Origin of the sequence: Sphingomonas zeicaulis, assembly GCF_050433225.1 — a bacterium.
In the GTDB taxonomy this organism is placed as follows: domain Bacteria; phylum Pseudomonadota; class Alphaproteobacteria; order Sphingomonadales; family Sphingomonadaceae; genus Sphingomonas_D; species Sphingomonas_D zeicaulis.
Map to the genome: position 1 here is coordinate 202,859 of NZ_JBNPXQ010000001.1, position 22,319 is coordinate 225,177.

Annotated in this window: 23 protein-coding genes and 1 other RNA gene; 19 read left to right on the forward strand and 5 right to left on the reverse strand. The window is 68.1% G+C overall.

Features of this window, described 5'->3' with window-relative positions; genetic code table 11:
* Positions 1-19 precede the first annotated feature (19 nt).
* The 4 genes from FHS96_RS01050 (at position 20) to FHS96_RS01065 (ending at position 5,792) form a co-directional block, all read left to right on the forward strand.
* Positions 20-1,405, forward strand: a complete 1,386-nt coding sequence (locus tag FHS96_RS01050; RefSeq protein ID WP_429587383.1) for a metal-dependent hydrolase family protein — start codon at positions 20-22, stop codon at positions 1,403-1,405.
* Positions 1,402-2,751: an amidohydrolase family protein gene (locus FHS96_RS01055; protein WP_429587385.1), complete on the forward strand. Its 1,350-nt coding sequence runs from the start codon at positions 1,402-1,404 to the stop codon at positions 2,749-2,751. Before FHS96_RS01050 ends, FHS96_RS01055 begins: the two co-directional genes overlap by 4 nt.
* A gap of 153 nt (positions 2,752-2,904) precedes the next feature.
* Complete coding sequence (locus FHS96_RS01060) at positions 2,905-4,074, forward strand: pyridoxal phosphate-dependent aminotransferase (RefSeq protein ID WP_429587386.1); 1,170 nt, start codon at positions 2,905-2,907, stop codon at positions 4,072-4,074.
* 50 nt (positions 4,075-4,124) lie between these two features.
* Complete coding sequence (locus FHS96_RS01065) at positions 4,125-5,792, forward strand: DUF885 family protein (protein WP_429587388.1); 1,668 nt, start codon at positions 4,125-4,127, stop codon at positions 5,790-5,792.
* 127 nt (positions 5,793-5,919) lie between these two features.
* Here the strand turns inward: FHS96_RS01065 and FHS96_RS01070 are convergent, their stop codons facing one another.
* Positions 5,920-6,060, reverse strand: coding sequence for a hypothetical protein (locus FHS96_RS01070; protein WP_429587389.1), 141 nt, complete (start codon positions 6,058-6,060; stop codon positions 5,920-5,922).
* Between the two features lie 93 nt (positions 6,061-6,153).
* Between FHS96_RS01070 and FHS96_RS01075 the strand changes: the two genes are divergently transcribed.
* From FHS96_RS01075 to FHS96_RS01090, 4 genes are all read left to right on the forward strand, one after another.
* Complete coding sequence (locus FHS96_RS01075) at positions 6,154-6,468, forward strand: PadR family transcriptional regulator (protein ID WP_429587390.1); 315 nt, start codon at positions 6,154-6,156, stop codon at positions 6,466-6,468.
* Positions 6,468-7,583 carry a hypothetical protein gene (locus FHS96_RS01080; RefSeq protein ID WP_429587391.1) on the forward strand — a complete coding sequence of 372 codons (1,116 nt, stop codon included), beginning with the start codon at positions 6,468-6,470 and terminating at the stop codon, positions 7,581-7,583. The genes FHS96_RS01075 and FHS96_RS01080 overlap by 1 nt, the downstream gene beginning before the upstream one ends.
* Before the next feature lie 123 nt (positions 7,584-7,706).
* Positions 7,707-9,287, forward strand: coding sequence for an EAL domain-containing protein (locus FHS96_RS01085; RefSeq protein WP_429587392.1), 1,581 nt, complete (start codon positions 7,707-7,709; stop codon positions 9,285-9,287).
* 103 nt (positions 9,288-9,390) lie between these two features.
* Positions 9,391-10,395 carry an LLM class flavin-dependent oxidoreductase gene (locus FHS96_RS01090; protein ID WP_429587393.1) on the forward strand — a complete coding sequence of 335 codons (1,005 nt, stop codon included), beginning with the start codon at positions 9,391-9,393 and terminating at the stop codon, positions 10,393-10,395.
* 7 nt (positions 10,396-10,402) lie between these two features.
* Here FHS96_RS01090 and FHS96_RS01095 read toward each other — a convergent pair whose 3' ends face one another.
* Entirely contained in the window at positions 10,403-11,302 is a 900-nt protein-coding gene (locus FHS96_RS01095) for a LysR family transcriptional regulator (protein ID WP_429587395.1), read from the reverse strand.
* A 94-nt stretch (positions 11,303-11,396) separates the two neighbouring features.
* On the opposite strand from FHS96_RS01095, the gene FHS96_RS01100 reads away from it, so the two are divergent.
* The 3 genes from FHS96_RS01100 to FHS96_RS01110 are packed head-to-tail and all read left to right on the forward strand — an operon-like array spanning position 11,397 to position 14,172.
* Entirely contained in the window at positions 11,397-12,296 is a 900-nt protein-coding gene (locus FHS96_RS01100; RefSeq protein WP_429587397.1) for an NAD-dependent epimerase/dehydratase family protein, read from the forward strand.
* Positions 12,293-13,468 (forward strand): MFS transporter, encoded by a 1,176-nt coding sequence (locus FHS96_RS01105; RefSeq protein ID WP_429587398.1) that lies wholly within the window; start codon positions 12,293-12,295, stop codon positions 13,466-13,468. Before FHS96_RS01100 ends, FHS96_RS01105 begins: the two co-directional genes overlap by 4 nt.
* Positions 13,469-13,509: 41 nt before the next feature.
* Complete coding sequence (locus tag FHS96_RS01110; RefSeq protein WP_429587399.1) at positions 13,510-14,172, forward strand: UPF0149 family protein; 663 nt, start codon at positions 13,510-13,512, stop codon at positions 14,170-14,172.
* Positions 14,173-14,179: 7 nt separating this feature from the next.
* Here FHS96_RS01110 and FHS96_RS01115 read toward each other — a convergent pair whose 3' ends face one another.
* The 3 genes from FHS96_RS01115 to FHS96_RS01125 all read right to left on the reverse strand — a co-directional run bounded on the left by FHS96_RS01115 (position 14,180) and on the right by FHS96_RS01125 (position 16,321).
* The gene (locus FHS96_RS01115; protein WP_429587401.1) at positions 14,180-14,995 is read right to left on the reverse strand and encodes an NAD-dependent epimerase/dehydratase family protein; all 816 of its coding nucleotides are present in this window, start codon (positions 14,993-14,995) and stop codon (positions 14,180-14,182) included.
* On the reverse strand, positions 14,992-15,369 hold the full coding sequence (locus FHS96_RS01120) for a MarR family winged helix-turn-helix transcriptional regulator (protein WP_429587402.1): 378 nt from the start codon (positions 15,367-15,369) through the stop codon (positions 14,992-14,994). The genes FHS96_RS01115 and FHS96_RS01120 overlap by 4 nt, the downstream gene beginning before the upstream one ends.
* 295 nt (positions 15,370-15,664) lie before the next feature.
* Entirely contained in the window at positions 15,665-16,321 is a 657-nt protein-coding gene (locus FHS96_RS01125; RefSeq protein ID WP_025291026.1) for an alpha/beta hydrolase, read from the reverse strand.
* Between the two features lie 125 nt (positions 16,322-16,446).
* Here FHS96_RS01125 and FHS96_RS01130 point away from each other — a divergent pair, with 125 nt between their 5' ends.
* From FHS96_RS01130 to FHS96_RS01165, 8 genes are all read left to right on the forward strand, one after another.
* A complete protein-coding gene (locus tag FHS96_RS01130) occupies positions 16,447-17,523 on the forward strand; it encodes a cysteine desulfurase family protein (RefSeq protein WP_429587404.1) in 1,077 nt (358 codons plus the stop codon).
* The gene (locus tag FHS96_RS01135; RefSeq protein ID WP_429587405.1) at positions 17,520-18,623 is read left to right on the forward strand and encodes a cysteine desulfurase family protein; all 1,104 of its coding nucleotides are present in this window, start codon (positions 17,520-17,522) and stop codon (positions 18,621-18,623) included. The genes FHS96_RS01130 and FHS96_RS01135 overlap by 4 nt, the downstream gene beginning before the upstream one ends.
* The gene (locus FHS96_RS01140; RefSeq protein WP_429587406.1) at positions 18,620-18,955 is read left to right on the forward strand and encodes a 2Fe-2S iron-sulfur cluster-binding protein; all 336 of its coding nucleotides are present in this window, start codon (positions 18,620-18,622) and stop codon (positions 18,953-18,955) included. The genes FHS96_RS01135 and FHS96_RS01140 overlap by 4 nt, the downstream gene beginning before the upstream one ends.
* Before the next feature lie 97 nt (positions 18,956-19,052).
* Positions 19,053-19,150: signal recognition particle sRNA small type (ffs, locus tag FHS96_RS01145), an RNA gene on the forward strand.
* A 34-nt stretch (positions 19,151-19,184) separates the two neighbouring features.
* Entirely contained in the window at positions 19,185-19,706 is a 522-nt protein-coding gene (locus tag FHS96_RS01150; RefSeq protein WP_429587407.1) for a YcxB family protein, read from the forward strand.
* A 53-nt stretch (positions 19,707-19,759) separates the two neighbouring features.
* On the forward strand, positions 19,760-21,577 hold the full coding sequence (locus tag FHS96_RS01155; RefSeq protein WP_429587409.1) for a DNA polymerase III subunit gamma/tau: 1,818 nt from the start codon (positions 19,760-19,762) through the stop codon (positions 21,575-21,577).
* Complete coding sequence (locus tag FHS96_RS01160) at positions 21,574-21,897, forward strand: YbaB/EbfC family nucleoid-associated protein (protein WP_429587411.1); 324 nt, start codon at positions 21,574-21,576, stop codon at positions 21,895-21,897. Before FHS96_RS01155 ends, FHS96_RS01160 begins: the two co-directional genes overlap by 4 nt.
* Before the next feature lie 187 nt (positions 21,898-22,084).
* Positions 22,085-22,273, forward strand: coding sequence for a hypothetical protein (locus FHS96_RS01165; RefSeq protein ID WP_429587412.1), 189 nt, complete (start codon positions 22,085-22,087; stop codon positions 22,271-22,273).
* Positions 22,274-22,319 lie beyond the last annotated feature (46 nt).

The window sequence follows — 22,319 nt, forward strand, 5'->3', positions numbered from 1 at the left end:
CCAAGCGGGGGTCGTTATCATGCTTCTTCGTCTGGCGGGCGCAAGTGCGCTTGCCCTGCTCATCGCCGGCGCCGCGCCGGCCGAGACCACGCCGGTGCCGGGTACGCCCGCGCACCCGTCGGCGCCGGTCGCCGCGGTCACCATCATCCATGCCGGCCATCTGCTCGCGGTGCCGGGCCAGCCGGCGATGGCGGAGGCGACCATCGTCACGCAGGACGGCACGGTGCGCTCGGTCCAGCGCGGCTATGCCGATGCGGCGGCACTGGGGCTGCCGGCGGGCACCGCGGTGATCGACCTCAAGGACAAGTTCGTGCTGCCCGGCTTCATGGACATGCACGTCCACCTCAGTTCCGGCGGCGCGGCGCGCAATCCGATGACGCGGCTGCGCGAAGGCCCCGAATATTTCGCGCTTGCCGCCTATGCCAACGCCAACCGCACATTGATGGCGGGGTTCACCACGGTGCGTGACCTCGGCTCGCCGGGCGACTCGCTGTTCGCGCTGCGCGATGCGGTGCGGGACGGCATCGTCGCCGGCCCCAAGATCGTCGCGGCGGGGGAGGGGATCAGCCCGACCAACGGCCATGCAGACGTCCACGGCCTGCGCCGCGACCTGATGGAGGCGCAGCACCGCCCCGGCGTGTGCGACGGTGCCGACGATTGCCGCCGCGCGGTGCGCGATGCGATCAAATATGGCGCGAACGTCATCAAGGTACATGTCACGGGCGGGGTGCTCGACGAATCGGATGCCGGCACCGGCCAGCAGTTCACCGATGAGGAATTGAAGGCAATCGTCGATGCCGGCCACGCGATGGGGCGCAAGGTGACGACGCACGCACACGGCAAGGGCGGCATCGATGCCGCCGTCCGCGCCGGTTACGACTCGATCGAACATGCGATGTGGGCGGACGAGGAAAGCCTGAAGCTGATGAAGCAGCACGGCACCTGGCTGATTCCCACGGTGTGGCCGATCACCTGGGTGGGCGACACGCCGGAAAAGGTGCGGCAGGGGCCGTTCAAGGATCTCGCGCCCAACTCGCTCGCCAAGCTCTACAAGCTTGGCGACCAGCCCAAGAAGATGGTGCGCATGGCGATCCGCCTCGGCGTGCCGATCGCGCTGGGCACCGACAACGGCATCGCCCCGCACGGCACCAACGGTTACGAGATGCTGGAATATGTCGAGGCCGGGATGACGCCGATGGAGGCGCTGAAGACCGGCACGGTCAACGCCGCCGCCGCCGGCGGGCTGGAGGATCGCGGCCGGATCGCGCCGGGCCTCGCGGCGGACATCGTCGCGCTCGACGGTGATCCCCTGAAGGACATCCGCGCGGTGCTCGACGTCGATTTCGTGATGCGCGACGGCATCGTTTTCAAACGCGGCGGCCAGCCGACGGGGGTCATCCAGTGAAGATCAAGCACATCATCCGCGGCGCGCTGTGCGCCGTCTCCATGCTCGCGCTGCCTGCGGTCGCCTTCGCCGAGCCGCTGGTGCTCGACAATGTCACGCTCGTCGACGGCACCGGCCGGCCGGTGCAGAAGAACATGACCGTCGCGATCGACGATGGCCGCTTCACCTTGGTGACGCCGACCGTCGCGGCGAAGGGCGTGGCCGGCAGGCATGTCGATTGCACCGGCAAATATCTGATGCCGGGGCTGATGGACGTCCACATCCATCTCGGCGGCCCGTACAACCCCGAGAAGAACCACGACCAGGGCGTGCAGGCGCTGGCGAGCTTTCTCTATTCGGGCGTCACCACCATCTATGATGCCGGCAACGACGCCAAATTCATCCTGACGCTGCGCGCCGAGGAGCGCGCCGGCAAGATCCAGTCGCCGCGCATCCTGGCGACCGGCAATCTCGTCACCTATCCGGGCAGCCACGGCTTCGCCAACGCCGTCCAGGTGGATAGCTGGCCGCAGGCCAAGCCCGCGCTCGACAAGCATATCGCCGAGCAGAAGCCGGACATCGTCAAGCTGACATTGGAAGAACATGGCTGGGGATCGCGCCCGATGATCCCGCTGCTGCCGGTCGATCTGATGCAAGAGATCATCCAGTACTATAACGCGCACGGCATTCGCACGACCGCGCACACCTCGAGCGAGCTGCGCGCGACCGAGGCGATCTATGCCGGCGTCGACAGCCTTGCCCATCCGGTGATCCAGGGGCCGATCAGCGAGGATTTCGTACGGCTGATGGCGGCGAAGAAGACGCCGATGGCGACTACGCTGACGATCGGCGAGGGCTATAGCCGCCTCGTCGAGCATCCCGAATATCTCGACCAGCCGCTCTACGCGGCCGCCTACAGCAAGGCGCAGATCGCCGAACTGAAGAGCAAGACGCTCGCCGAATGGAAGGCGCGCAGCTGGACGTGGTGGATGAAGCTGATGACGCCGATCGCGCAGGAAAATCTGCGCCAGATCGACGCCGCCGGCGGCATCATCGCGATCGGCACCGACCAGTCGGTGGGCCCGGCGGTGCATCGCGAGATGGAATTGATGCAGTCCGCCGGCGTCGCGCCCGCGCGGATCATCCGCATGGCGACGTTGAACAGTGCGCGGCATCTGGGGCGCGAGGAAGATCTCGGCTCGATCGAACCCGGCAAGATCGCCGACGCGGTGCTGCTGAGCGCGGATCCGACGGCGGACATCAACAACGCCAAGGCGATCGTCGCGGTGATCAAGGCTGGCGCGCTGGTGGATGAAGACAAGCTGCCGATGGCCGGCGGGCCGCAGAAAAGGCGGCGGAATTTTTGACGCTTAGCCCTCTCCCGCGAAGTGCGGGAGAGGGCTAAGCGTGTGGTGATGCCGGCGGGCAACGATTGCCCATCACTCCGCCTCAATTAATTTTAATCTTGAAATATCCCATTTTCACGCAATTATGCGTGGGACTGGAATCGGAGACCAATTATGAAGTGGCCGGCACAGCGCCTGCAGACAGGTTCGCGCAAGAGCTTCGGCATGTATGACGAGGCCGTCAAGCTCGATGCTGCGGGCGTCGACCTGATCCACCTTGAGTTCGGCCGGCCGCACGCCGACACGCCCGGGCATATCAAGGAGGCGACCAAGGCGGCGCTCGATGCCGGCATCGTCCATTATGGCGATTTCCGCGGCACGTTGTCGTTCCGCCAGGCGCTGGTCGAGAAGCTCGGCCGCTTCAACAAGCTCGATTATGGCGTGGACGAGGTGCTCGTCACCAACGGCCTCACCCATGCCTCGTTCGCGGCGTTCATGGCGGCGGTCGATCCGGGTGACGAGGTGATCCTGCTCGATCCCTATTATCCGCAGCATATCGGCAAGACCGAACTAGCCGGCGGCAAGGTGGTGTTCGCCGCGCTCGACAAGGATAATGATTTCGCGATCTCCAAGGCGAACATCGCCGCCAAGATCACCGATCGCACCCGGATGATCGTGCTGGTAAACCCGGCCAACCCCACCGGCCGCGTCTATACGCGTGAAGAGCTGCAGCAGGTCGCCGACCTCGCGATCGAGCATGACCTGCTCGTGCTTTCCGACGAGGTGTATGAATATATCACCTATGGCGCTGCCGAGCATATCAGCATCGCCAGCCTGCCGGGCATGCGCGAACGCACCATCACCTGCTTCGCCTTCACCAAGGCCTATTCGATGGACGGCTGGAGGATCGGCTATCTGACCGCCGATGCCAAGCTGATGCCGGCGATCCTGCGGCTGGCGATGACCGACGTCACCCACGTCAACGTGTTCATCCAGGAAGGCGCGCGCGCCGCGGTGGAAGGGCCGCAGGATGCGATGCTGGGCATGGTCGAGGCGGATCGCCGCAAGCGCGACATCGTCGTGCAGGCGCTCAACCAGATGCCGGGCGTCACCTGCGCGGAGCCGCAGGGTACGATCTATGCCTTTCCGGACATCAGCGGCACAGGCCACAAGTCCCAGGATCTGGCGATGAAGATCCTGCACGAGGCGCATGTCGTGGTCGAATCGGGCAGCTTCTACGGGCCGTCGGGCGAGGGCCATCTGCGCGTGTGCTTCGGTTCGGAATCCGAGGCGCGGGTAACCGAGGCGATGGACCGGCTGACGCGCTTCTTCAACACGCTCTGATACCGGGCACTTAGGCGGCGGCGGCCGCATCCGTTTTGGGGGGACCATCGATGAGGTTCACACTGCGTCTCGCTGCCGCGCTGCTCGCGGCCTCATCGATGGTTGCGGCGGCGGCGGGGGCGGGGGCCCCCGTCGCCGCTGAAACCGTGCAGGCCCCCGCTGGCTATGACGCGCTGGTCGCGCTCTACCAGGAATTCCGCGCCTTCGTACCGCCGCCGGTGGTGAAGGATGTGCCCGATTATGCGCCGCAGGCGATGGCGCGGCACTATGCCGAACTGCAGCGCTTCCAGGCGCGGCTGGCGGCAATCGACGACCGCGCATGGCCGATCGCGCAGCGCGTCGATTATATGGTCGTCCGCGCCGAGATGCGCGGTCTGGAATTCCAGCACCGCGTCGTCCAGCCGTGGAAGCGCGATCCGGCCTTCTATTCCACCACCAATCTGGGCTTCGGCCCCAAGATGCATGGCGCCATCGCCATCCCGAAGCTGCCGATCGCGAAGGACAAGGCGGCCGACCTTGCCCGCCGGCTGGATGCGGTGCCGGAGGCGCTGCGGCAGGCGCGGGTGAACCTGACCGATGCCCGCGGTGACCTCGCCCGCCTCGCCATCGCGCAGAAGCGGGTCGAGGTGAATGTCTATGGCGAGCTTGCCGCGGCGGCGGCCAAGGCGCAGCCGTCGCTGGTCGCACCGGCCAAGCGCGCGCAGGCGGCGGCGGCATCGTTCAAGCTCTGGCTGGAGGGCATCGAGGCCGGGCTGCCCGCGCATGGCGGCGTCGGGCGTGACAATTATGCCTGGTATCTGCGCAACGTGCTGCTGCTGCCCTACACGCCCGAACAGATCGAACTGCTGGGCGAGCGCGAATATCAGCGGCAGGTGGCGTTCCTGAAGATCGAGGAGCATCGCAACCGCGCGATCCCGATGCCGGAACCGGTGCAGACCCGCGCGGCGTTCGACGCCAAGCGCGCCGAGGAGGATGCCGACCTGCTGCGCTTCCTGCGCGACGGCCAGTGGATGACCATCCCGGACTATGTGAAGCATGACCCCGAAGAGGGGCCCTATGTGTTCCCGTTCGAAAAGGATCCGTCGCGCCCCGGCCTGTTCGACAAGCCGCTGAACCTCCATTTCTTCTTCCAGAGCGAGTTCCGCGACGGCCGCCCGCTGCGCGCGCACAACCTGCCCGGCCACGCATTCGACGCGCTGCAGGCGGCGCGGGACACACGGCCGATCCGCGGCCAGCAGCGGCTGTTCTTCGTCAACGGCCTGCGCAACGAGGGCTGGGCCTTCTATCTGGAAGAATTCATCCTGCAGGCGGGGCTGCTGGAAGATCGGCCGAAGACGCGCGAGATGGATTACATCCTCGGCGCCAAGCGCGCCGCGCGCATCCTGCCCGAACTCAGGATGCAATCCAACGACTGGACGTGGAAGCAGGCCAACGCCTCGCTGATTGCGCGTACGCCCAAATGGATGAAGCCGGGCGACGCAGTGGCGCAGTTCGACATCGAACTCTATCTGCGCCAGCCGGGCTATGGCATCGGTTATTATATGGGCAAGCTGGAGCTGGAAAAGCTGCTCGCCGACGTCGCGATGCACCAGGGCGACGGCTTCGACATCAAGCGGTTCCACGACGCTTTCCGCGCCGCCGGCTCGATCCCGATCTCGCTGATCCGCTGGGAGATGACGGGGGACGACAGCGAGATCAGGAAGCTGCGCGGGGACTGAATGCCCGTCTTTCCCTCGCGGGTGCGTCGCGTCGGGACAGGGCAGCGGTTCCGGCGGCATGCGCCGAACGCCCTCTCCCGCACTTCGCCGGAGCGGGTTTCCCTGCGGCGTTCAGCCACACCAATGCCTAATGCAGAACCGGCTCCGCCTGCGCCGCCAGTCGTGCCACGAGGCCGGCGGCGATTTCGCCGAAGGGGCGCGGTTCGGGCCTGTCGCCGAGCGAGTGTCTGAACTTCTGCTTCCGTCCGGAAATCGCGTCGAGGATCATCACAGCCTCCATCGTTCCTGATTTGTTCTAATGCTTCTGTGCCCGGTTTGCAAGAGGATTGACTCTAACTCTACATAGGTAGATTTATTGGACGTGACTCGAAGCCGATCGCCATCGCTCGCAACGCGGACCCTGCTCGCCCTGCTCGTCGAAGCGGGGGAGCGATGGTCGCATGGCTATGATCTCGCGCGCCTGTCCGGCGTCAAATCGGGAACGCTCTACCCGGTCCTGATCCGGCTGGAGGCGCAGGGGCATCTGGAGGCGCAGTGGCAGCCGCCCGCCGAACCGGGGCGACCGGCACGCCATGCCTATCGGCTGACCCCGGCGGGCCGCCGCTTCGCACTCCAGCATCCGGTCACGTCGCCGCAGCGCGATGGCCGTGCAACGCTTGCAGGGAAGTCCGCCTGATGTCCGCCTTTTCCCACCGGCTTGCCAATGCCGTCGCCCGCCTCGCCGAACGCCTGCTGCCGGCCGCGATGCACGGCTGGGGGCAGGCGATGCGCCATGAAGTCGTAGCGATCGACGATGGCGCACAGGCGCTGCGCTTCGCACTCGGTTGCCTGGCCTTTGCCGCGGGGCAGGCGATCCTGTCCGGCGCCGGCGCGCGGCCGGGCTGGACAGCGGCAGCCTGCGCGATCGTCGCGACCGGGCTGGGGCTGGGCTATCTTGCGATCGCCGGCGCGCCGCTGCGCCATATCCAGATGAACCTCGCCGCGCTGACCGTCGGGCTGGCGGCGGCCGCGGTGCTGGCTATCCACATGCGGGCGACCGCGGCCGCGGTGGCCGCGGCGCTGCTCCTGCCGCTCACATTAGGCTTCGGCGAGACGGTGAACGGCGCGACCCGCTGGCTGGCCCTGGGCGGGGTGACGGTGCAACCCGGCCTGATGCTGGTGCCGATGGCGGCACTGGGCTTCGCCCACGCCCGCAACGGCGTGACCGCGGCAGCGATGATCCTGCTCGCCGGCGTGCTCGCGGCACAGCCCGACCGGGCGATGGCGGGCGCGCTCGCGGCGGCGATGCTGGTGGTCGCGCTGCGCCGCTTCGGGCCGTGGAGCGCGGTGGCGCTCGCCGCGGCGGGCGCGGGCTTCGTGGTGACGTTGCTGCTGCCCGATACCCAGCCGGCCATGCCCCATGTCGACGGCATCATCGCATCTTCCTTCGCCGTCCATCCGCTGGCGGGCGCGGCGGTGATCGGCGGGCTGGCTGTAATGCTGATCCCCGCCGTCTCCGGCTGGATGCTCGACCGCTGCCGCCGCGACCTGCACGCGGTGTTCGGGGCGATATGGGGGGCGATTATCCTCGCGGCGGCGCTGGGCAATTATCCGACGCCGCTGGTCGGTTATGGCGGCAGCGCGATCATCGGTTATGCGCTGTGTCTGGCGCTGTTGCCGCGCCGGCGGTCGCCCGATGCCGCCGGCGCAAGCGATCTCCCGCCCCGGCACACGGCGTCAGGGCGGGCGACCACCGCCGAAAGGCGGCGGTGGACGGTCGGGCGCCCCGACGACCTGATCGCAAGCCGTTAAGCGGCACGGGACCAAAGCCGGTCCCGCGCCCCCCGCAAAACATCCGAAGCTGATCTTTACACCGCAGTGCAGCACCGGCTTGCCCTTGCGCAGCCGCGTCCACCCGGCCCAAGGTGGGGGTGCATGCGCAGAAAGAAAATCCTGTTCGTCGCGACCGTTCTTGCGATCGGAGCCGGCATCGCGCCGCTCGTCGTCGCGGGGCACATGTCGGAAAAGCGCGCGCTGCAGGCGGAGCAGGACTATCTGGCCGCCAATGCGCGCTGGACGATGCGTCGGGCGAACCTCAATCTCACCCAGGCCGAACAGGGCCTGCGCGCGATCGAGCAGGAGCGCTGGCAGGATTGCTCGCCGGCGCATATCGCGCGCATGCGCCAGCTCGCGGTGGACAATCCGGCGATCGACGAGATCGGCTATTACCAGCACGGGCGGCTGGTCTGCACGAGCTGGGGCACGGTCGACAAGCTGGTGCTCTACGGCACGCCCGACCAGATCCGCCCCGGCGGTTTCGCCCTGTTCGCCAGCGTGAAGCCGCAGGTCAGCGGTGCGGGGGCGATGGTGGTGCTCAGCCACCGCAGCCACAACGCGCTGGTCGCGCGCGAACGGCTGGTCGACGTGCTGACCAACCGCCCGATGACGCTGGGCATCGCCACCGAGGATGGGCGCCCGATCGCCGCGGCCGGCGCGGTCGATGCCCACACCTTCAACCAGATCGTGACCGGCGTGGCCGAAGGCGCGGATGACGATCATCTGTTCGCCACGACGCACGGCAACCAGCTCATCGCCTTCGCCATCGCCGATCGCGCCTCCCTCCAGCGGCGGATCGACGGCGAGCGCTGGGCGCTGCTGCCGATCGGACTGCTTGTCTCGGTCGTGCTGATCGGGCTGATCGCCTGGGTCTCACGTCTCAGGCTCTCGCCTTATCACGCGTTGGCAATCGCGATCCGCAAGCGGGAGTTCGTCGCCAATTACCAGCCGATCATGGACCTTTCGAGCGGCCAATGCGTGGGCGCCGAGGCGCTGATCCGCTGGCGGCTGCCCGATGGCGCGCATGTGATGCCCGATGTGTTCATTCCGCTCGCCGAGGAAACCGGGCTGATCTCCAAGCTGACCGACCTGATGATCGAGCGGGTGGTGGAGGATTTGTCGCGGATGCTCAATGAAGAGCGTTCGGTGCATGTCGCGATCAACATCGCCGCGGAGGATTTCGACAGCGGGCGTTTTCTGCCGGTGCTGGCGCACGCGCTCGAGCGCTCAGGCATCCAGCCCGGGCAGATCTGGATCGAGGCGGTCGAACGCGGTTTCATCAACACCCCGGCCGCCCGCCGCACGATCGAGGCGGCGCGCGCCGCCGGGCACCTGGTGGCGATCGACGATTTCGGCACCGGCTATTCCAACCTGTCGCTGCTGGAAGCGCTGCCGCTGGATGCGCTGAAGATCGACAAGGCGTTCATCGATGCGATCGGCCGCAACGCCGCCACCAGCGTGGTGACGCCGCACATCATCGAAATGGCCCACGGCCTGGGCATCACCATCGTCGCCGAGGGCGTGGAGACCCCGGCGCAGGAGGCCTATCTGCGCGCAGCCGGCGTGCAACTGGCGCAGGGCTGGCTCTATTCGCCGGCGCTGCCCGCCGATGCGTTCGTGTCCTTCTACCGCCAGCGCAACGGCGGCGTGGAGCCGGCCTTCCTGCGATCGGTCGCCTGAGCATCGTGGCTCTGGCGCCACCGACCCCATCTAGCGGCCGTGCCCTCTGGCAAAGCGGGGCCGGCGTTCATAGATCAGTGGCCAGCTGAAACGGAGTTCGCCGATGGCCGCCTTCTCGATTCTCGATCTCGTCCGCGTCACCCAGGAAACCGACGCGCGCGGGGCGCTCGACAATGCCCGCGACCTCGCGGCGCATGCCGAGAATTGGGGCTATACGCGCTTCTGGGTGGCCGAGCACCACAACATGCCCGGCATCGCCAGCGCGGCGACATCGGTGGTGCTGGCGCATATCGCCGCCGGCAGCAGTCGCATCCGCATCGGCGCCGGCGGCATCATGCTGCCCAACCATGCGCCGATCGTGATCGCCGAGCAGTTCGGCACGCTCGAACGCCTCTACCCCGGCCGCATCGACCTCGGGCTGGGCCGCGCGCCGGGCACCGACCAGATCACGGTCCGCGCGCTGCGCCGCACCTTGTCGGGCACCGACACCTTCCCGCAGGATGTGCGCGAGCTGCAGGCCTATTTTGGCGACCTCGACGGCAGCCAGCGCGTACAGGCGGTGCCGGCCGCGGGCACGCATGTGCCGTTGTGGATCCTGGGTTCCTCCACCTATGGCGCGCAGCTGGCCGCGGCCTATGGCCTGCCTTACGGCTTTGCATCCCACTTCGCGCCGGACCTGCTGATGGAGGCGCTGTCGATCTATCGCCGCCGCTTCGAACCGTCCGAGCAGCTTCAGCGCCCCTATGCGATGGTCGGCGTCAACGTCATCGCCGCAGAGAGCGACGCCGAGGCGAAGCGCCTCGCGACGACGCAGCAAATGTCGTTCGCTGATCTGTTCCGCGGCGCGCGCGGGCTCAGCAAGCCGCCGATCGACGATATCGAAACCTATTGGTCGCCCGCCGAGCGCGCGCAGGCGCAGCAGATGCTCGCGCGCAGCGTCGTCGGCTCACGCCAGACGGTGCGCGACGGCCTCGCCCGGCTGATCGAGGAAACCGGCGCGGACGAGCTGATGATCGTGTCGGATGTGTTCGACCATCAGCAGCGGCTGCGGTCGTTCGAGATCATCGGTGATGTGGGTGCCGAGCTGGGGACGGCTGTGGCGGCGTAGAGCCGCTTTACCCCATCAACCGCTCCGCCAGATAATCCACAAACACCCGCACCCGCGCCGGGATCGTCGCGCCGCCGACGAACAGCGCGTGGAAGGGCTCTTGGTCGCCGGGATTATAGGCATCCAGCAGCGTCACCAACCGGCCTGCCGCAAGGTCCGCCTGGATGTGGAAGCTGCCGACGCGCGCGATGCCGACGCCGTCGCGGGCGAGCTGGACGACGGTGTCGCCATTGTTCGCCTCGACATTGCCGGTGACCATCAACTCGAAATCGCGGCCGTCGCGGCGGAACGGCCAGCCGGTGCGGGTGCGGCGGAAATTGAAGCCCAGGCAATTGTGACCGAGCAGATCCTCGGGCCGCGTCGGCGTGCCGTGGCGCGCGAGATAGTCTGGCGAAGCGATGATGCTGCGCGTGCTGCCGCCCAGCCGCCGCGCCAACAGCCCGCTGTCCGCCAGCGGTCCCACCCGGATCGCCACGTCGGCGCGACCCTCGGTCAGGTCGATCACCGTATCGCTGAGGCTGATGTCGACGAGGATCTCGGGATAGCGCGCAAGGAAATCGCTGAGCAGCGGCACGATCACCAACTGCCCATAGGTGAAGGCGACGCTCACCCGCAGCCGCCCACGCGGTGAGGCCTGTTCGGCGATCGCCTGCTCGGTCTCGTCGATATCGCGCAATATGCGCAGCGCGGCGCGGTGGTAGGTTTCACCCTCGGGCGTCAGGCTGATCGTGCGCGTGGTGCGGATCATCAGGCGGATGCCCAGCCGCGCCTCCAGCCGGGCAATCGCGCGGCTGACCCCCGAGGGCGTCAGCTTCAATTCACGCGCCGCCGCCGAGAAGCTGCCGGTGCGCACCACGCGCACGAAGATGTCCATCTCGCCCGGCCGATCGCCGCCTTGTCCGATCATCTGTGCCTTCCAGTCAAAGATGCTTCGCCACCTCTGCCTCTAATCGGAGTGGGCCCCCCGGTCCATCTATGCGGCAACGCGAATGGAGGCAGGAATGAAGGTTTTCGTGACGGGTGCCAGCGGCTTCATCGGCGGCGCGGTCGCCACCCGGCTTGTGCAGGCGGGGCATGAGGTACGCGGGCTGGTGCGGTCTGAGGAAAAGGTGGAGGCGGTGCGCGCCTTCGGCATCGTGCCGGTGCTCGGCACGCTCGACGATCATGCACTGCTGGCGCGCGAGGCCCGGGCGGCGGATGCGGTGATCAACGCCGCGAGCAGCGACGATCGCGGTGCGGCCGACGCGCTGATCGGCGCGTTGGCGGGCAGCGGCAAGGTGCTGATCCACACCAGCGGCACCAGCATCGTCGGCGACGAGGCGATGGGCGAACCGTCCGACGCGGTGTTCGATGAGGCGGCACCGCTGACGCCCGAGCCGGACAAGGTGGCGCGCGTCGCGCTCGACCGCGCGGTGCTCGACGCCCCCGGGGTCCGTTCGATCGTGCTGTGCAACAGTCTGATCTATGGCGATCCGATCGGGCCCGACGCGGCGAGCGTGCAGCTTCCCCGGCTGATCGCGCAGGCGCGCGAAACCGGCGTTGCGCGGCATATCGGTCGCGGGCTCAACCGCTGGTCGACCGTCCACATCGCAGACGTGGCGGACCTCTATCTGCTCGCACTGGAAACGGCGCCGGCCGGCACCTTCGCCTATGTCGAGAGCGGCGAATCGGCGTTCCGCGACATGGTGCAGGCGATCGGCAAGACGCTGGGGCTGGGCGATGCGCAGGCGATGGATCCGGACGTCGCGGTGGCGCGCTGGGGCCGCGAAATGGCAGTGTTCGGGCTCGGCTCCAACAGCCGGGTGCGGGGCAAGCGCGCGCGGGCGCTGGGCTGGGCGCCCAAGCACGGCTCCGCCGAGGCGTGGATCCGGGAGGCGCTGGCGCCGGTGGTGGCGGCATGAAGCCGAACCCCGCGATCGTGGCGCTCTCGTTCGGCGCCTTCGGCATCGGCGTGACCGAGTTCGCGCCGATGGGGCTGCTGCCGGGGATGGCGGCCGACCTCGGCGTTTCCATCCCGGTCGCGGGGTTGCTGGTCAGCGGCTATGCTGCAGGGGTGATGCTCGGCGCGCCGTTCATGACGCTTGGCACCACGCGGCTGCCGCGCAAAACGCTGCTGATCCTGCTGATGGGCATCTTCGCTGTCGGTAACCTGCTCTCGGCGCTGTCCGGCAGTTATGGCCTGCTGCTGTTCGCGCGGGTGGTGACCTCGCTCGCCCATGGCGCCTTCTTCGGCGTTGGCTCGATCGTCGCCGCCAGCGTTGTCGCGCCCGATCGGCGCGCGGGCGCGGTCGCGGCGATGTTCATGGGGCTCACCATCGCCAATGTCGTCGGCGTGCCGCTGGCGGCTTGGGTGGGCGAGGCGGTCGGCTGGCGCGCGGTGTTCTTTGCGATCGCCGCGGTCGGCGTGGTGGCGATGCTGGCGCTGGCCCGGGCGCTGCCGCAGGTGGCGGGCGCGGGCGCGATCGACGTGCGGCGCGAATTGCGCGTCATGGCGGACCGTCGCGTGCTGACCGCGCTCGCCGTCACCATGCTGCAGTCGGCGGCGATGTTCACCGTCTTCACCTATATCGCGCCGATCCTGCGCGATGCGACGCACGCTTCCACCGCCTTCGTCAGCGCGATGCTGGTGATCTTCGGGCTGGGGCTGACCTTGGGCAACTGGCTGGGCGGGCGTGCCGCGGACAGATCGGTGCGGCGCACGACGATCGTCGGGCTGGTGAGCCTGGCGGCGTTGTTGCTGCTGTTCGCGGTGACGATGCACTGGGCGGTGCCGGCCGCGATCTCGATCTTCCTGTGGGGTGTCGCCACCTTCGCGCTGATCCCGCCGTTGCAGTTGAGCGTGATGCAGGCCGCAAGCGATGCGCCCAACCTCGCATCTTCGACCAATATCGGCGCGTTCAACCTGGGCAACGCGCTGGGCGCTGCGATCGGCGGCGCGGTGATCGGTGCCGGGATGGGCTATCCGGCGGTCGCGGTGGCGGGCGCGGGGATGGCGGTGGCTTCGCTGCTGCTGTTGCTGGGGATGGAGGCAATCGGCGGGGCGCGGCAACGCGCGGTGGCGCAGCCGTGCTGATGCGCTAAAGGGGCGACGGATTCGATCGCAGGACGTGCATCATGGCTTCGCTACCCCCTTATCTGCTGGAACTCGAAGAACTGCTGCTGCAGTTCCCGGAGGAGTCCGAGGCGCTGTTGCTGAGCGGCGTCGACGGGCTGCTCGCCGCGGTGGCGCTCAGCCCCGATCCGATCCCCCCGGAAGACTGGCTGGGCCTCGTCTCGGACGATGCTGATCCGGCGGAGTCGTTCGATGCGGCGGGGCTGGCGCGGATCCAGGAACTGCTGGTGAAACACGCCGCCGAGGTGCGCGCGGCGATCGCCCGCGACATGTTCGAGCCGATCTATGTGATCGACAACGACGACAAGCTGGTCTGGGAAGCGTGGATGGACGGCTTCCACCGCGGCCTTTCCGCCCGTGGCGAGGCGTGGGAAGCGCTTGCGCACGACGATGATCCCGATGTCGTGGAGATGTTCGACGATCTGGGCCAGTTCGTGATGGTCGCGATCGATCCCGATTATCAGGATTACGACCCCGAACTGATCAAGGACGCAGGTGATCTGATCCCCGAACTGGTCATCGGGCTGCACGCACTGCGCGCCGACCGCATCGGCCCGCTGTTGGCGCGAAGCGAGCCGGTGCGCAGCGACAAGGTGGGGCGCAACGACAGCTGCCCGTGTGGATCTGGCAAGAAGTACAAGAAATGCTGCGGGGCGGCCGCCTAGCCCGCAGCTAGACCAGCCCTTCCGCCATCGCCTGGTGGACGGTCCGCACCGTCGGTCGGAAGCCGAGATCGCGCGCCAGCGTCGCGTCGATGTGGAGATACCACGGATCGTCCATGGCCGCGGCTGAGGATGCCATCGTCCCGCCGGCGAGCCGGACGAGCTCGTAGATGGTGGTCGGCGCCTCGTCGGCGATGTTGACGGTCCGGCGATCGAAGCGGCCCGCCAGCGCCAGGTCGATCGCGGCCGCGATGTCGCGGTGATGGACCGTGCTCATCCGCTGGGCCGGATGGAACCGAAACGCGTCCAGATGCGCCGGCAGCATGCCCAGATGTCCGTCGCCGTCGCCGTAGACGAAGGGGAAGCGCAGGATCGACCAGGTGAGCCCGCTGTCGCGCAATGCGTCTTCCGCCGCCACCTTGCTCGCCGGATAGGCGAGATCTGGCGCCACCGTATCGGTCTCGCGCCCGGGGTGCGGATTGTTGCGGTCATAGACATGCGCGGTACTCGCCATGATGAAGCGTGCCGTCGGCGCATGCGCCTGCACGGCCGCGATCAGCGCGCGCGTACCCTCATGATTGCTCTTCCAGATCAGCCCCTCGTCCATGGTGCGGAACACGGCGGCAAGATGGACGATGGCTGAAACGCCGGTGAGGGCGTGTGCCAGCGATGCCGGATCGAGCAGATCGCCTTCGACGGCAGCGACCCCCGCGGGCAAGGACCGCTGGCCGCGGACCAGGGCACGGCATTCATGCCCGCCGGCGACGAGGCGGGGCAGCAGCCGCTCGCCGACGAGGCCGGTGGCGCCCGTGATGAGGATGGTCATGGATTGTCTCCGTTGAGGCGTCGGTGGAGGCGTTCGGTCGCGGTGCGCAACACGCGCACGGCGACGGCGATGTCCGCGTCCGGAATGTCGGCAAAGGCCTCGTCGCGGATGAAGCCGAGATCGGGCAGCTCATGCCGCAGCCCTTCACCCTCGGCCGTCAGCCGCAGAATTTTCTGGCGCTGGTCGACGCGGTCCGGCTCCTGGCCGACCAGCCCCTTGCCAACGAGCGCAGTGACGATCGCGCTCAGCGTCGCCCGCTCGATCTGGAGCGACAGCGCCAGATCGCGCTGCATCGTCGGCCCGGCGGTGGCGAGGTGGTGCAGCACATAATATTGCGTCGCGCCGAGCCCGTGGGGCCGCAGCGCCTCTTCCATCAACGCACGCCCGGCAAAGTAGCACCGCTTGGCCCAGGCACCGAGGACGTCCCGATCCGAGGAGGATATCAGATTTTCGTTAGGCACCTGACAATAATGTTAGGATACTGACGATCTGTCAAGCGTAGATGTTTCGGGGACACTATACTAAACTCCAGCACTCCAGACGCAGGCCTTCCCAGCGCTGGAGTTTAGTATTGTGTCCCCGAAATTGGGATGTTCCCGAAAGAGGGCTGGTTCCAACGAAAAAGGGCGGCGCCATCGGCACCGCCCTTTGTCTTTCGCCTGCGTCCGATCAGCGGATCGGGCAGTTCGGATCCAGCCGCATATCGAGATAACGGTCCACCGAGCCCATCAGGTCGACCATCTCATGTTCGAAGAAATGGTTCGCGCGCGGGATGGTGTCGTGGTGGATGGTGATGTGCTTCTGCGTGCGCAGCTTGTCGACCAGCTTCTGGACCGCGCCGGGAGTGACCACCTCGTCACCGTCGCCCTGGATGATGATGCCCGACGAGGGGCAGGGCGCCAGGAACGTGAAATCATACATGTTCGCCGGCGGGGCGATTGAAATGAAGCCGCGGATTTCGGGGCGGCGCATCAGCAGTTGCATGCCGATCCATGCGCCGAAGCTGAACCCGGCGATCCAGGTCGACTGCGCTTCCGGGTGGATCGACTGCACCCAGTCGAGCGCCGACGCGGCGTCCGACAGTTCGCCCACGCCATTGTCGAACACGCCCTGGCTCTTGCCGACCCCGCGGAAGTTGAAGCGCAGCGTGGCGAAGCCGCGTTTCACGAAGGTCTGGTACAGCGCCATCACGATGCGGTTGTTCATCGTGCCGCCGCCCTGGGGGTGCGGGTGGAGGATCATCGCCAGCGGCGCGCGCGGACGGGGACCCGGGTTGAAACGGCCTTCGAGGCGCCCTTCCGGGCCGGGGAAAATTACTTCGGGCATCGCACCTGCTATCAAGACTGGCCGACCGGGAACCGGCCGGATGCGCACGGGGCTGTGCACGCGCGCGGCAGCCTATATAGAGACGTCGTCCCTGTAAGCAATCTTGTGGGCACTGGGTGCTGGGTTTGGCCGACCGTCTCTATCTCGATCATGCGGCGACCACGCCCATCCTCAAGGCGGCGCGCGACGCGCTGATCGAGGGCATGGAGCGCTGGGCGAACCCCTCTTCGCCCCATGGCGAGGGGCGCAAGGCGCGCGCCGCGCTGGAGGATGCGCGGCGGCGGATCGCGGCGTCGCTCGGCTGGACGGGCGAACTGATCTTCACCAGCGGCGCCAGCGAGGCGATCGCCATCGCGCTCGGCCGGTCGGTCGCCGATGCGCGGCTGGTCTCTACCGTCGAGCATGATGCGGTGCATCGCGCCGCGGGCGAGGCGTTCGTGGTGCCGGTGCGGGGCGACGGCACGGTGGCGCCCGATGCGCTGGCCGGGCGGCTGGGGGCGCTGGCCGCACACCAGCCTTTGGTCGCGATCCAGTCGGTCAACAATGAAACCGGGGTGATCCAGCCGCTCGACCGCCTGCTGCCGGTGGTGCGCGCGGCTGGCGGGTTGCTGTTCGCCGATTGCTCGCAATCCGCCGGCAAGGTGCCGCTGCCGGAGGCGGACCTGATCGCGGTTTCCGGCCACAAGCTGGGCGGCCCGCCGGGGATCGGCGCGCTGCTGGTCAAGGATTTCGGGATGCTCGCCCCCAGCGGCGGGCAGGAGCGCGGCTATCGCGGCGGCACCGAGAACCTGCCCGCGGTGCTGGGCTTCGCCGCGGCGCTGGAGGCGAGCCGCAACTGGGTGGCGCGCGCGGGCGAACTGCGCGCGCACATGGATGCGGCGATCGAGGCGGCGGGAGGCACGGTCGTCGCACGCGGCCCCGATCGGCTGCCGACGATCGCAAGCTATCGCATGCCCGGCATGGCGGCGAGCGCGCAGCTCATCCAGTTCGACCTGGCCGGCATCGCCGTTTCCGCGGGCAGCGCCTGTTCCTCGGGCACGCTCCGCACCAGCCATGTCCTCTCGGCGATGGGCTGGTCCGATGCGGAGGCGGGGGAGGTGGTGCGCGTGAGCTTCGGCCCCGACACCGGCCGTGCCGACATCTATCGATTCGTCGAGAATTGGCGGCGGATGGCGAAGGAAGCGCGGACGCGGGCGGCATGAACACGCCGGCCTATCTGGACTATCAGGCGACCACCCCGCTTGCGCCAGAGGCGTTGGCGGCGATGCTGCCCTGGCTGGAAAACCAGCACGCCAACCCGCACAGCGCCCACGCCCCGGGCCGTGCCGCGCGCGCCGCGGTGGAGGTGGCGCGCGACACGGTGGCGGCGCTGCTGCCCGCCGGCGGCGGGCTGAGCTTCACCGGCGGTGCCACCGAATCGGTGAACTGGGCGCTGAAGGGGGTCGGGCCGGGCGCGATCGTGACGATCGCCACCGAACATGCTGCGGTGCTCGATACCGTCGCGGCGCTGGCAGCCGCGGGGCGGCCGGTGACGGTGCTGCCGGTCGGCGCGAACGGATTGGTCGACATGGACGCGGCGCGCGCGGCGATCGTGCCGGGGGTGGCACTGGTCGCGGCGATGCTGGTCAACAATGAGATCGGCGTTATCCAGCCCGTCGCCGAACTCGCCGCGCTGGCGCACGCCGCGGGCGCGCTGATGCTGTGCGACGCGGTGCAGGGCTATGGCCGGGTGCCGATTCCCGAGGCGTGCGATCTCGTCGCGATCAGCGCGCATAAGGTGCATGGCCCCAAGGGCATCGGCGCGCTGTGGATCCGCGACGGGGTGGCGCTGGCGCCCTTGCTCCATGGCGGCGGGCAGGAAGCGGGCGGCCGTTCGGGCACGCTCAGCCCGGCGCTGTGCGCGGGCTTCGGCGCCGCCGCGCGACTGATGGCGGAGCGGGGCGCGGCGGATGTCGCGCATGTCGCGGCGCTGTGGGATCGCGCGCGGGATGGCTTCGCCGGCTGGGTGGTCAACGGGTCGGCCGGCGTGCGCTATCACGGCAATCTCAATATCCGCCGCGATGGCGTGGATGTGGCGCGGCTGATGTCCGAGGTGCGCGGCGTCGCCTTCTCGGCAGGCTCGGCCTGTGCGAGCGGATCGGGGCGGACCAGCCATGTGCTCAAGGCGATCGGGCTGGCCGATGCGGCGGCGCGATCAAGCATCCGGCTCGGCTTCGGCCGCTATACGACGATGGACGAGATCGACCGGGCGGCGGCGCTGATCGGCGCGGCAGCGGAACGGCAGGGGATACAGGCGGCATGATCCGGGTTCGCTTCGTCAGCGCTGACGGCAATGATGTGCGTGAGGTCGATGCGCCTGCCGGCGAGCGCCTGCTCGACGTCGCCCAGGCCGATGGCCAGCCGCTGGAGGGCACGTGCGAGGGGCAGATGGCCTGCTCCACCTGCCATGTCATCGTCGACCGCGAGGATTTCGCGAAGCTCCCCCGCGCCACCGAGATGGAAGAGGATATGCTCGATCTCGCCGCGGGCGCGGGACGGACGAGCCGGCTGGCCTGCCAGATCTTCCTCGATGCCGGCTGGGAGAAACTGACCGTGCGCATTCCCGGCGAAGTGCGCAATATGCAGGGGCGTTGACGCCGCCGTGGCGCCGGCTCCCGTTGTCCTCGCCGAGCTTGTCTCGGGGAGGACATATGGGGGTCTTGCCCTTCGGTCACGCTTCCCCCATATGCGCCGCGGGAGTCGGGCGGACGGGACTGTCGCCAACCCGGTCAGATCCGGAAGGAAGCAGCCGTAACGAATTCGTGCCGGGTCGTTCCGGCTCCCACCTCGAACGGCCGTCGATATGATCCGCGAAGGGCTTGCCATGATCGATGTGCAGCTCCGCGAAGAGGATGTCGTTGCCGCTGCGCGCGCGCACTTCCGCCTGCTGCTGACCCGTCCGGCCGCCCTCATCATATTCGGCCTGATAATCCTCCTGCTTGGTGCAGGGATCGTCATCAATCTCGCCGCAGGCAGGCAGGATTTTTTCCCGCCGGGCGCCCTGGCCTTTGTCGCCCTGATGCTCGCGCTGCTCTGGTTCTGGACGGTGCCGCGCACCGCGCGCCGTGCCTATCGCCAGCAGGCAGGGCTGCGCTACCCGGTCACCTATGAATGGGACGAGGCCCAATTCCGCCTGCGATCGCAGGCGGGCGAATCGCGGCTGGCGTGGAGCGATATCTTCGCCTGGCACGCCACGCCGGACTTGGTGCTGATCTATCTCAGCGGCAATCTCTATCATCTGGTGCCCGCGCACGCCTTTGCTTCGACAGAAGAACGCGCCGGCCTGGAGCGGTTGCTGACCGGCCATGGCGTGCCGACGCGGCGCTCGGGCGGCCGCAGGCGCTGAGACCGCCGAGAAGGTTTCGACAAGCCGCCTCCGCCTCCCTATCCTGATCCGCGATGTCCGAATCCCAGCAGCCCTATCGCGTCCTCGCCCGCAAATATCGTCCGCAGACCTTCGCCGAGCTGATCGGCCAGGATGCGATGGTCACCACGCTCGGCAACGCGATCAAGCGCGGCCGGCTGGCGCATGCCTTCCTGCTCACCGGCGTTCGCGGGGTCGGCAAGACCTCGACCGCGCGGCTGATCGCCAAGGCGCTCAACTGCATCGGGCCGGACGGGCAGGGCGGCCCCACCATCTCGCCCTGCGGCGTCTGCGAGCCCTGCATCGCCATCGCCGAGGGCCGCCATATCGACGTGATCGAGATGGACGCCGCCAGCCACACCGGCGTGGACGATGTGCGCGAGATCATCGAGGCGTCGCGCTATGCGGCGGTCTCGGCGCGCTACAAGGTCTATATCGTCGACGAGGTCCACATGCTGTCGAAGAACGCGTTCAACGCGTTGCTGAAGACGCTGGAGGAGCCGCCGGCGCATGTGAAGTTCCTGTTCGCCACCACCGAGGTCAACAAGGTGCCGGTGACGGTGCTGTCGCGCTGCCAGCGCTTCGACCTGCGCCGCATCCCCGCCGAACTGCTCGCCGAGCATTTCCGCCGCGTGGTCGAGGCCGAGGGCGTGGTCGCCGAGGATGAGGCGCTGGCCCTGGTCGCGCGCGCCGCGGAAGGCTCCGCGCGTGACGGCCTCTCGATCCTCGACCAGGCGATCGCCCATGCCGGGCTGGAGGGCAATGCCGGGGTCAGCGCCGCGCAGGTGCGCGACATGCTGGGGCTTTCCGATCGCGGCGCGGTGCGGCGGCTGTTCGGGCTGCTGCTGGCCGGCGATGCGCCCGCGGCGCTCAGGCTGCTCAACGATCAATATGATCTGGGCGTCGATCCGGTGGCGGTGCTGCGCGATCTGCTGGGCGTCGTCCACGGCGTCACATTGGTGCGCGTCGGCGTCGCCGCCGATCCGGCGCAGTCGGCGGAAGAGCGGGAGGCGTTTGCCGGGTGGGCGGCGCAACTCTCCTTCGCCTCGCTGCATCGGTTGTGGCAGCTGATGCTCAAGGGGCATGACGAGGTGACGCGCGCGGCGCTGCCGCTGGAGGCTGCCGAAATGGCGCTGCTGCGGGTGATCCACGCCGCCGAGATGCCCGATCCGGGCGAACTGGCGAAACGCCTGCTGCGTGGCGAGATGCCGCACGGCCTGCCGCCTTCGGGGGGCACGCCGGGGCCGGGAGGCGGCGCATTGCCGCCGACCGCGCCGTCGGCCTACACCGCCGCGCCGCCACCGCCCGCCTCAGCGCCAGAACCATCTCCGCCGCCGCCGTCCGGCCCGCCGCCCTGGGATCAGGCGCCCGATGGCCCGCCGGGCTGGGAGGAAGAACAGGCGCCGCGCGCTTCTACCCCCGCCCCTGTGCAAGCGGCCGTCCCTGCGGAACCGGCGGAGCCCGCCGGCCCTGCCTTGCCCGCCGATTTCCCAGCGCTGGTGCGGTTGCTGGGCGACGGCGGCAAGCTGCAACTCCAGCAGCAGGTGCATGACTATATGGGGCTGGTGCGCTTCGCGCCGCCCGAACTGGTGCTGAAGCCGTCGCGGCCGGTGCTGCCCGATTTCGTGCGCCAGCTTGCCGAGGCTTTGAAGCTGATCACGGGCACCGCGTGGCAGGTCTCGCTGGGCGAGGGGCAGGCGGAACCGACCCTGCTCGACCAGGAACGCATGCGTGAAACCGCGGCGCGCGACGCCATATTGGCTATGCCGCTTGTACGCGCGACGATCGAGGCCTTTCCGGAGGCCGAACTCATCCACCCCTATCCGGCGGAAGCAAGGAACGGAACGTTATGAAGGATTTGAACGACATCCTCGCGATGGCGCAGAATGTGCAGGCCGAAATGCAGAAGGCACAGGCCGCGCTCGACACGATCGAAGTGGAAGGAGCCGCCGGCGGCGGTCTCGTCAAGATCAAGGCGAGCGCCAAGGGCCGGATCATCGCGGTCGACATCGATGAGTCGCTGCTCGCCGCGTCCGAGAAGCAGATGCTGGAAGATCTCGTCGCCGCCGCGATCAACGATGCGCGCGCCAAGGCCGATGCAGCGTCGAACGCCGAAATGAGCAAGATGACCGCTGGCATGCCGCTGCCGCCGGGGTTCAAGCTGCCGTTCTGATCGGTCTCGAACCCGTCTTCAGGCAATGCAGCATGGCTGGCAGCCCCGCTGCCGGCCATTTTTTCTGCGCGAATTGTGCGCCGCAAGGTGCAATTGTGTTATAGGCCGACTGGCATGTTTTGTTTGCATCCAGCGACTTAGCCGGAACCCGGTCTTCCCCGGTCCGTTCGTGATAGTGGAGGTCCCAATGGCAAACACGTATCGCCTGCGCGAGCAGGCGTTGTTCCACAGACATGCGCCGCGCCCTCACAAGCAGCGCATTCGTCTTTCATCTCATGAGGCCGATCCGCCGGTCGGTGGCGGCGCGTTTTTGATCGCTGCGTCCGCGGTGGCTGGTCTTGGCGTGTGGGCGGCGTTGCTTTCCGTCATCTTCTGACACGCGGCCCGACACTGCTCAGCATATACCGTTTCGCTCGGTATTC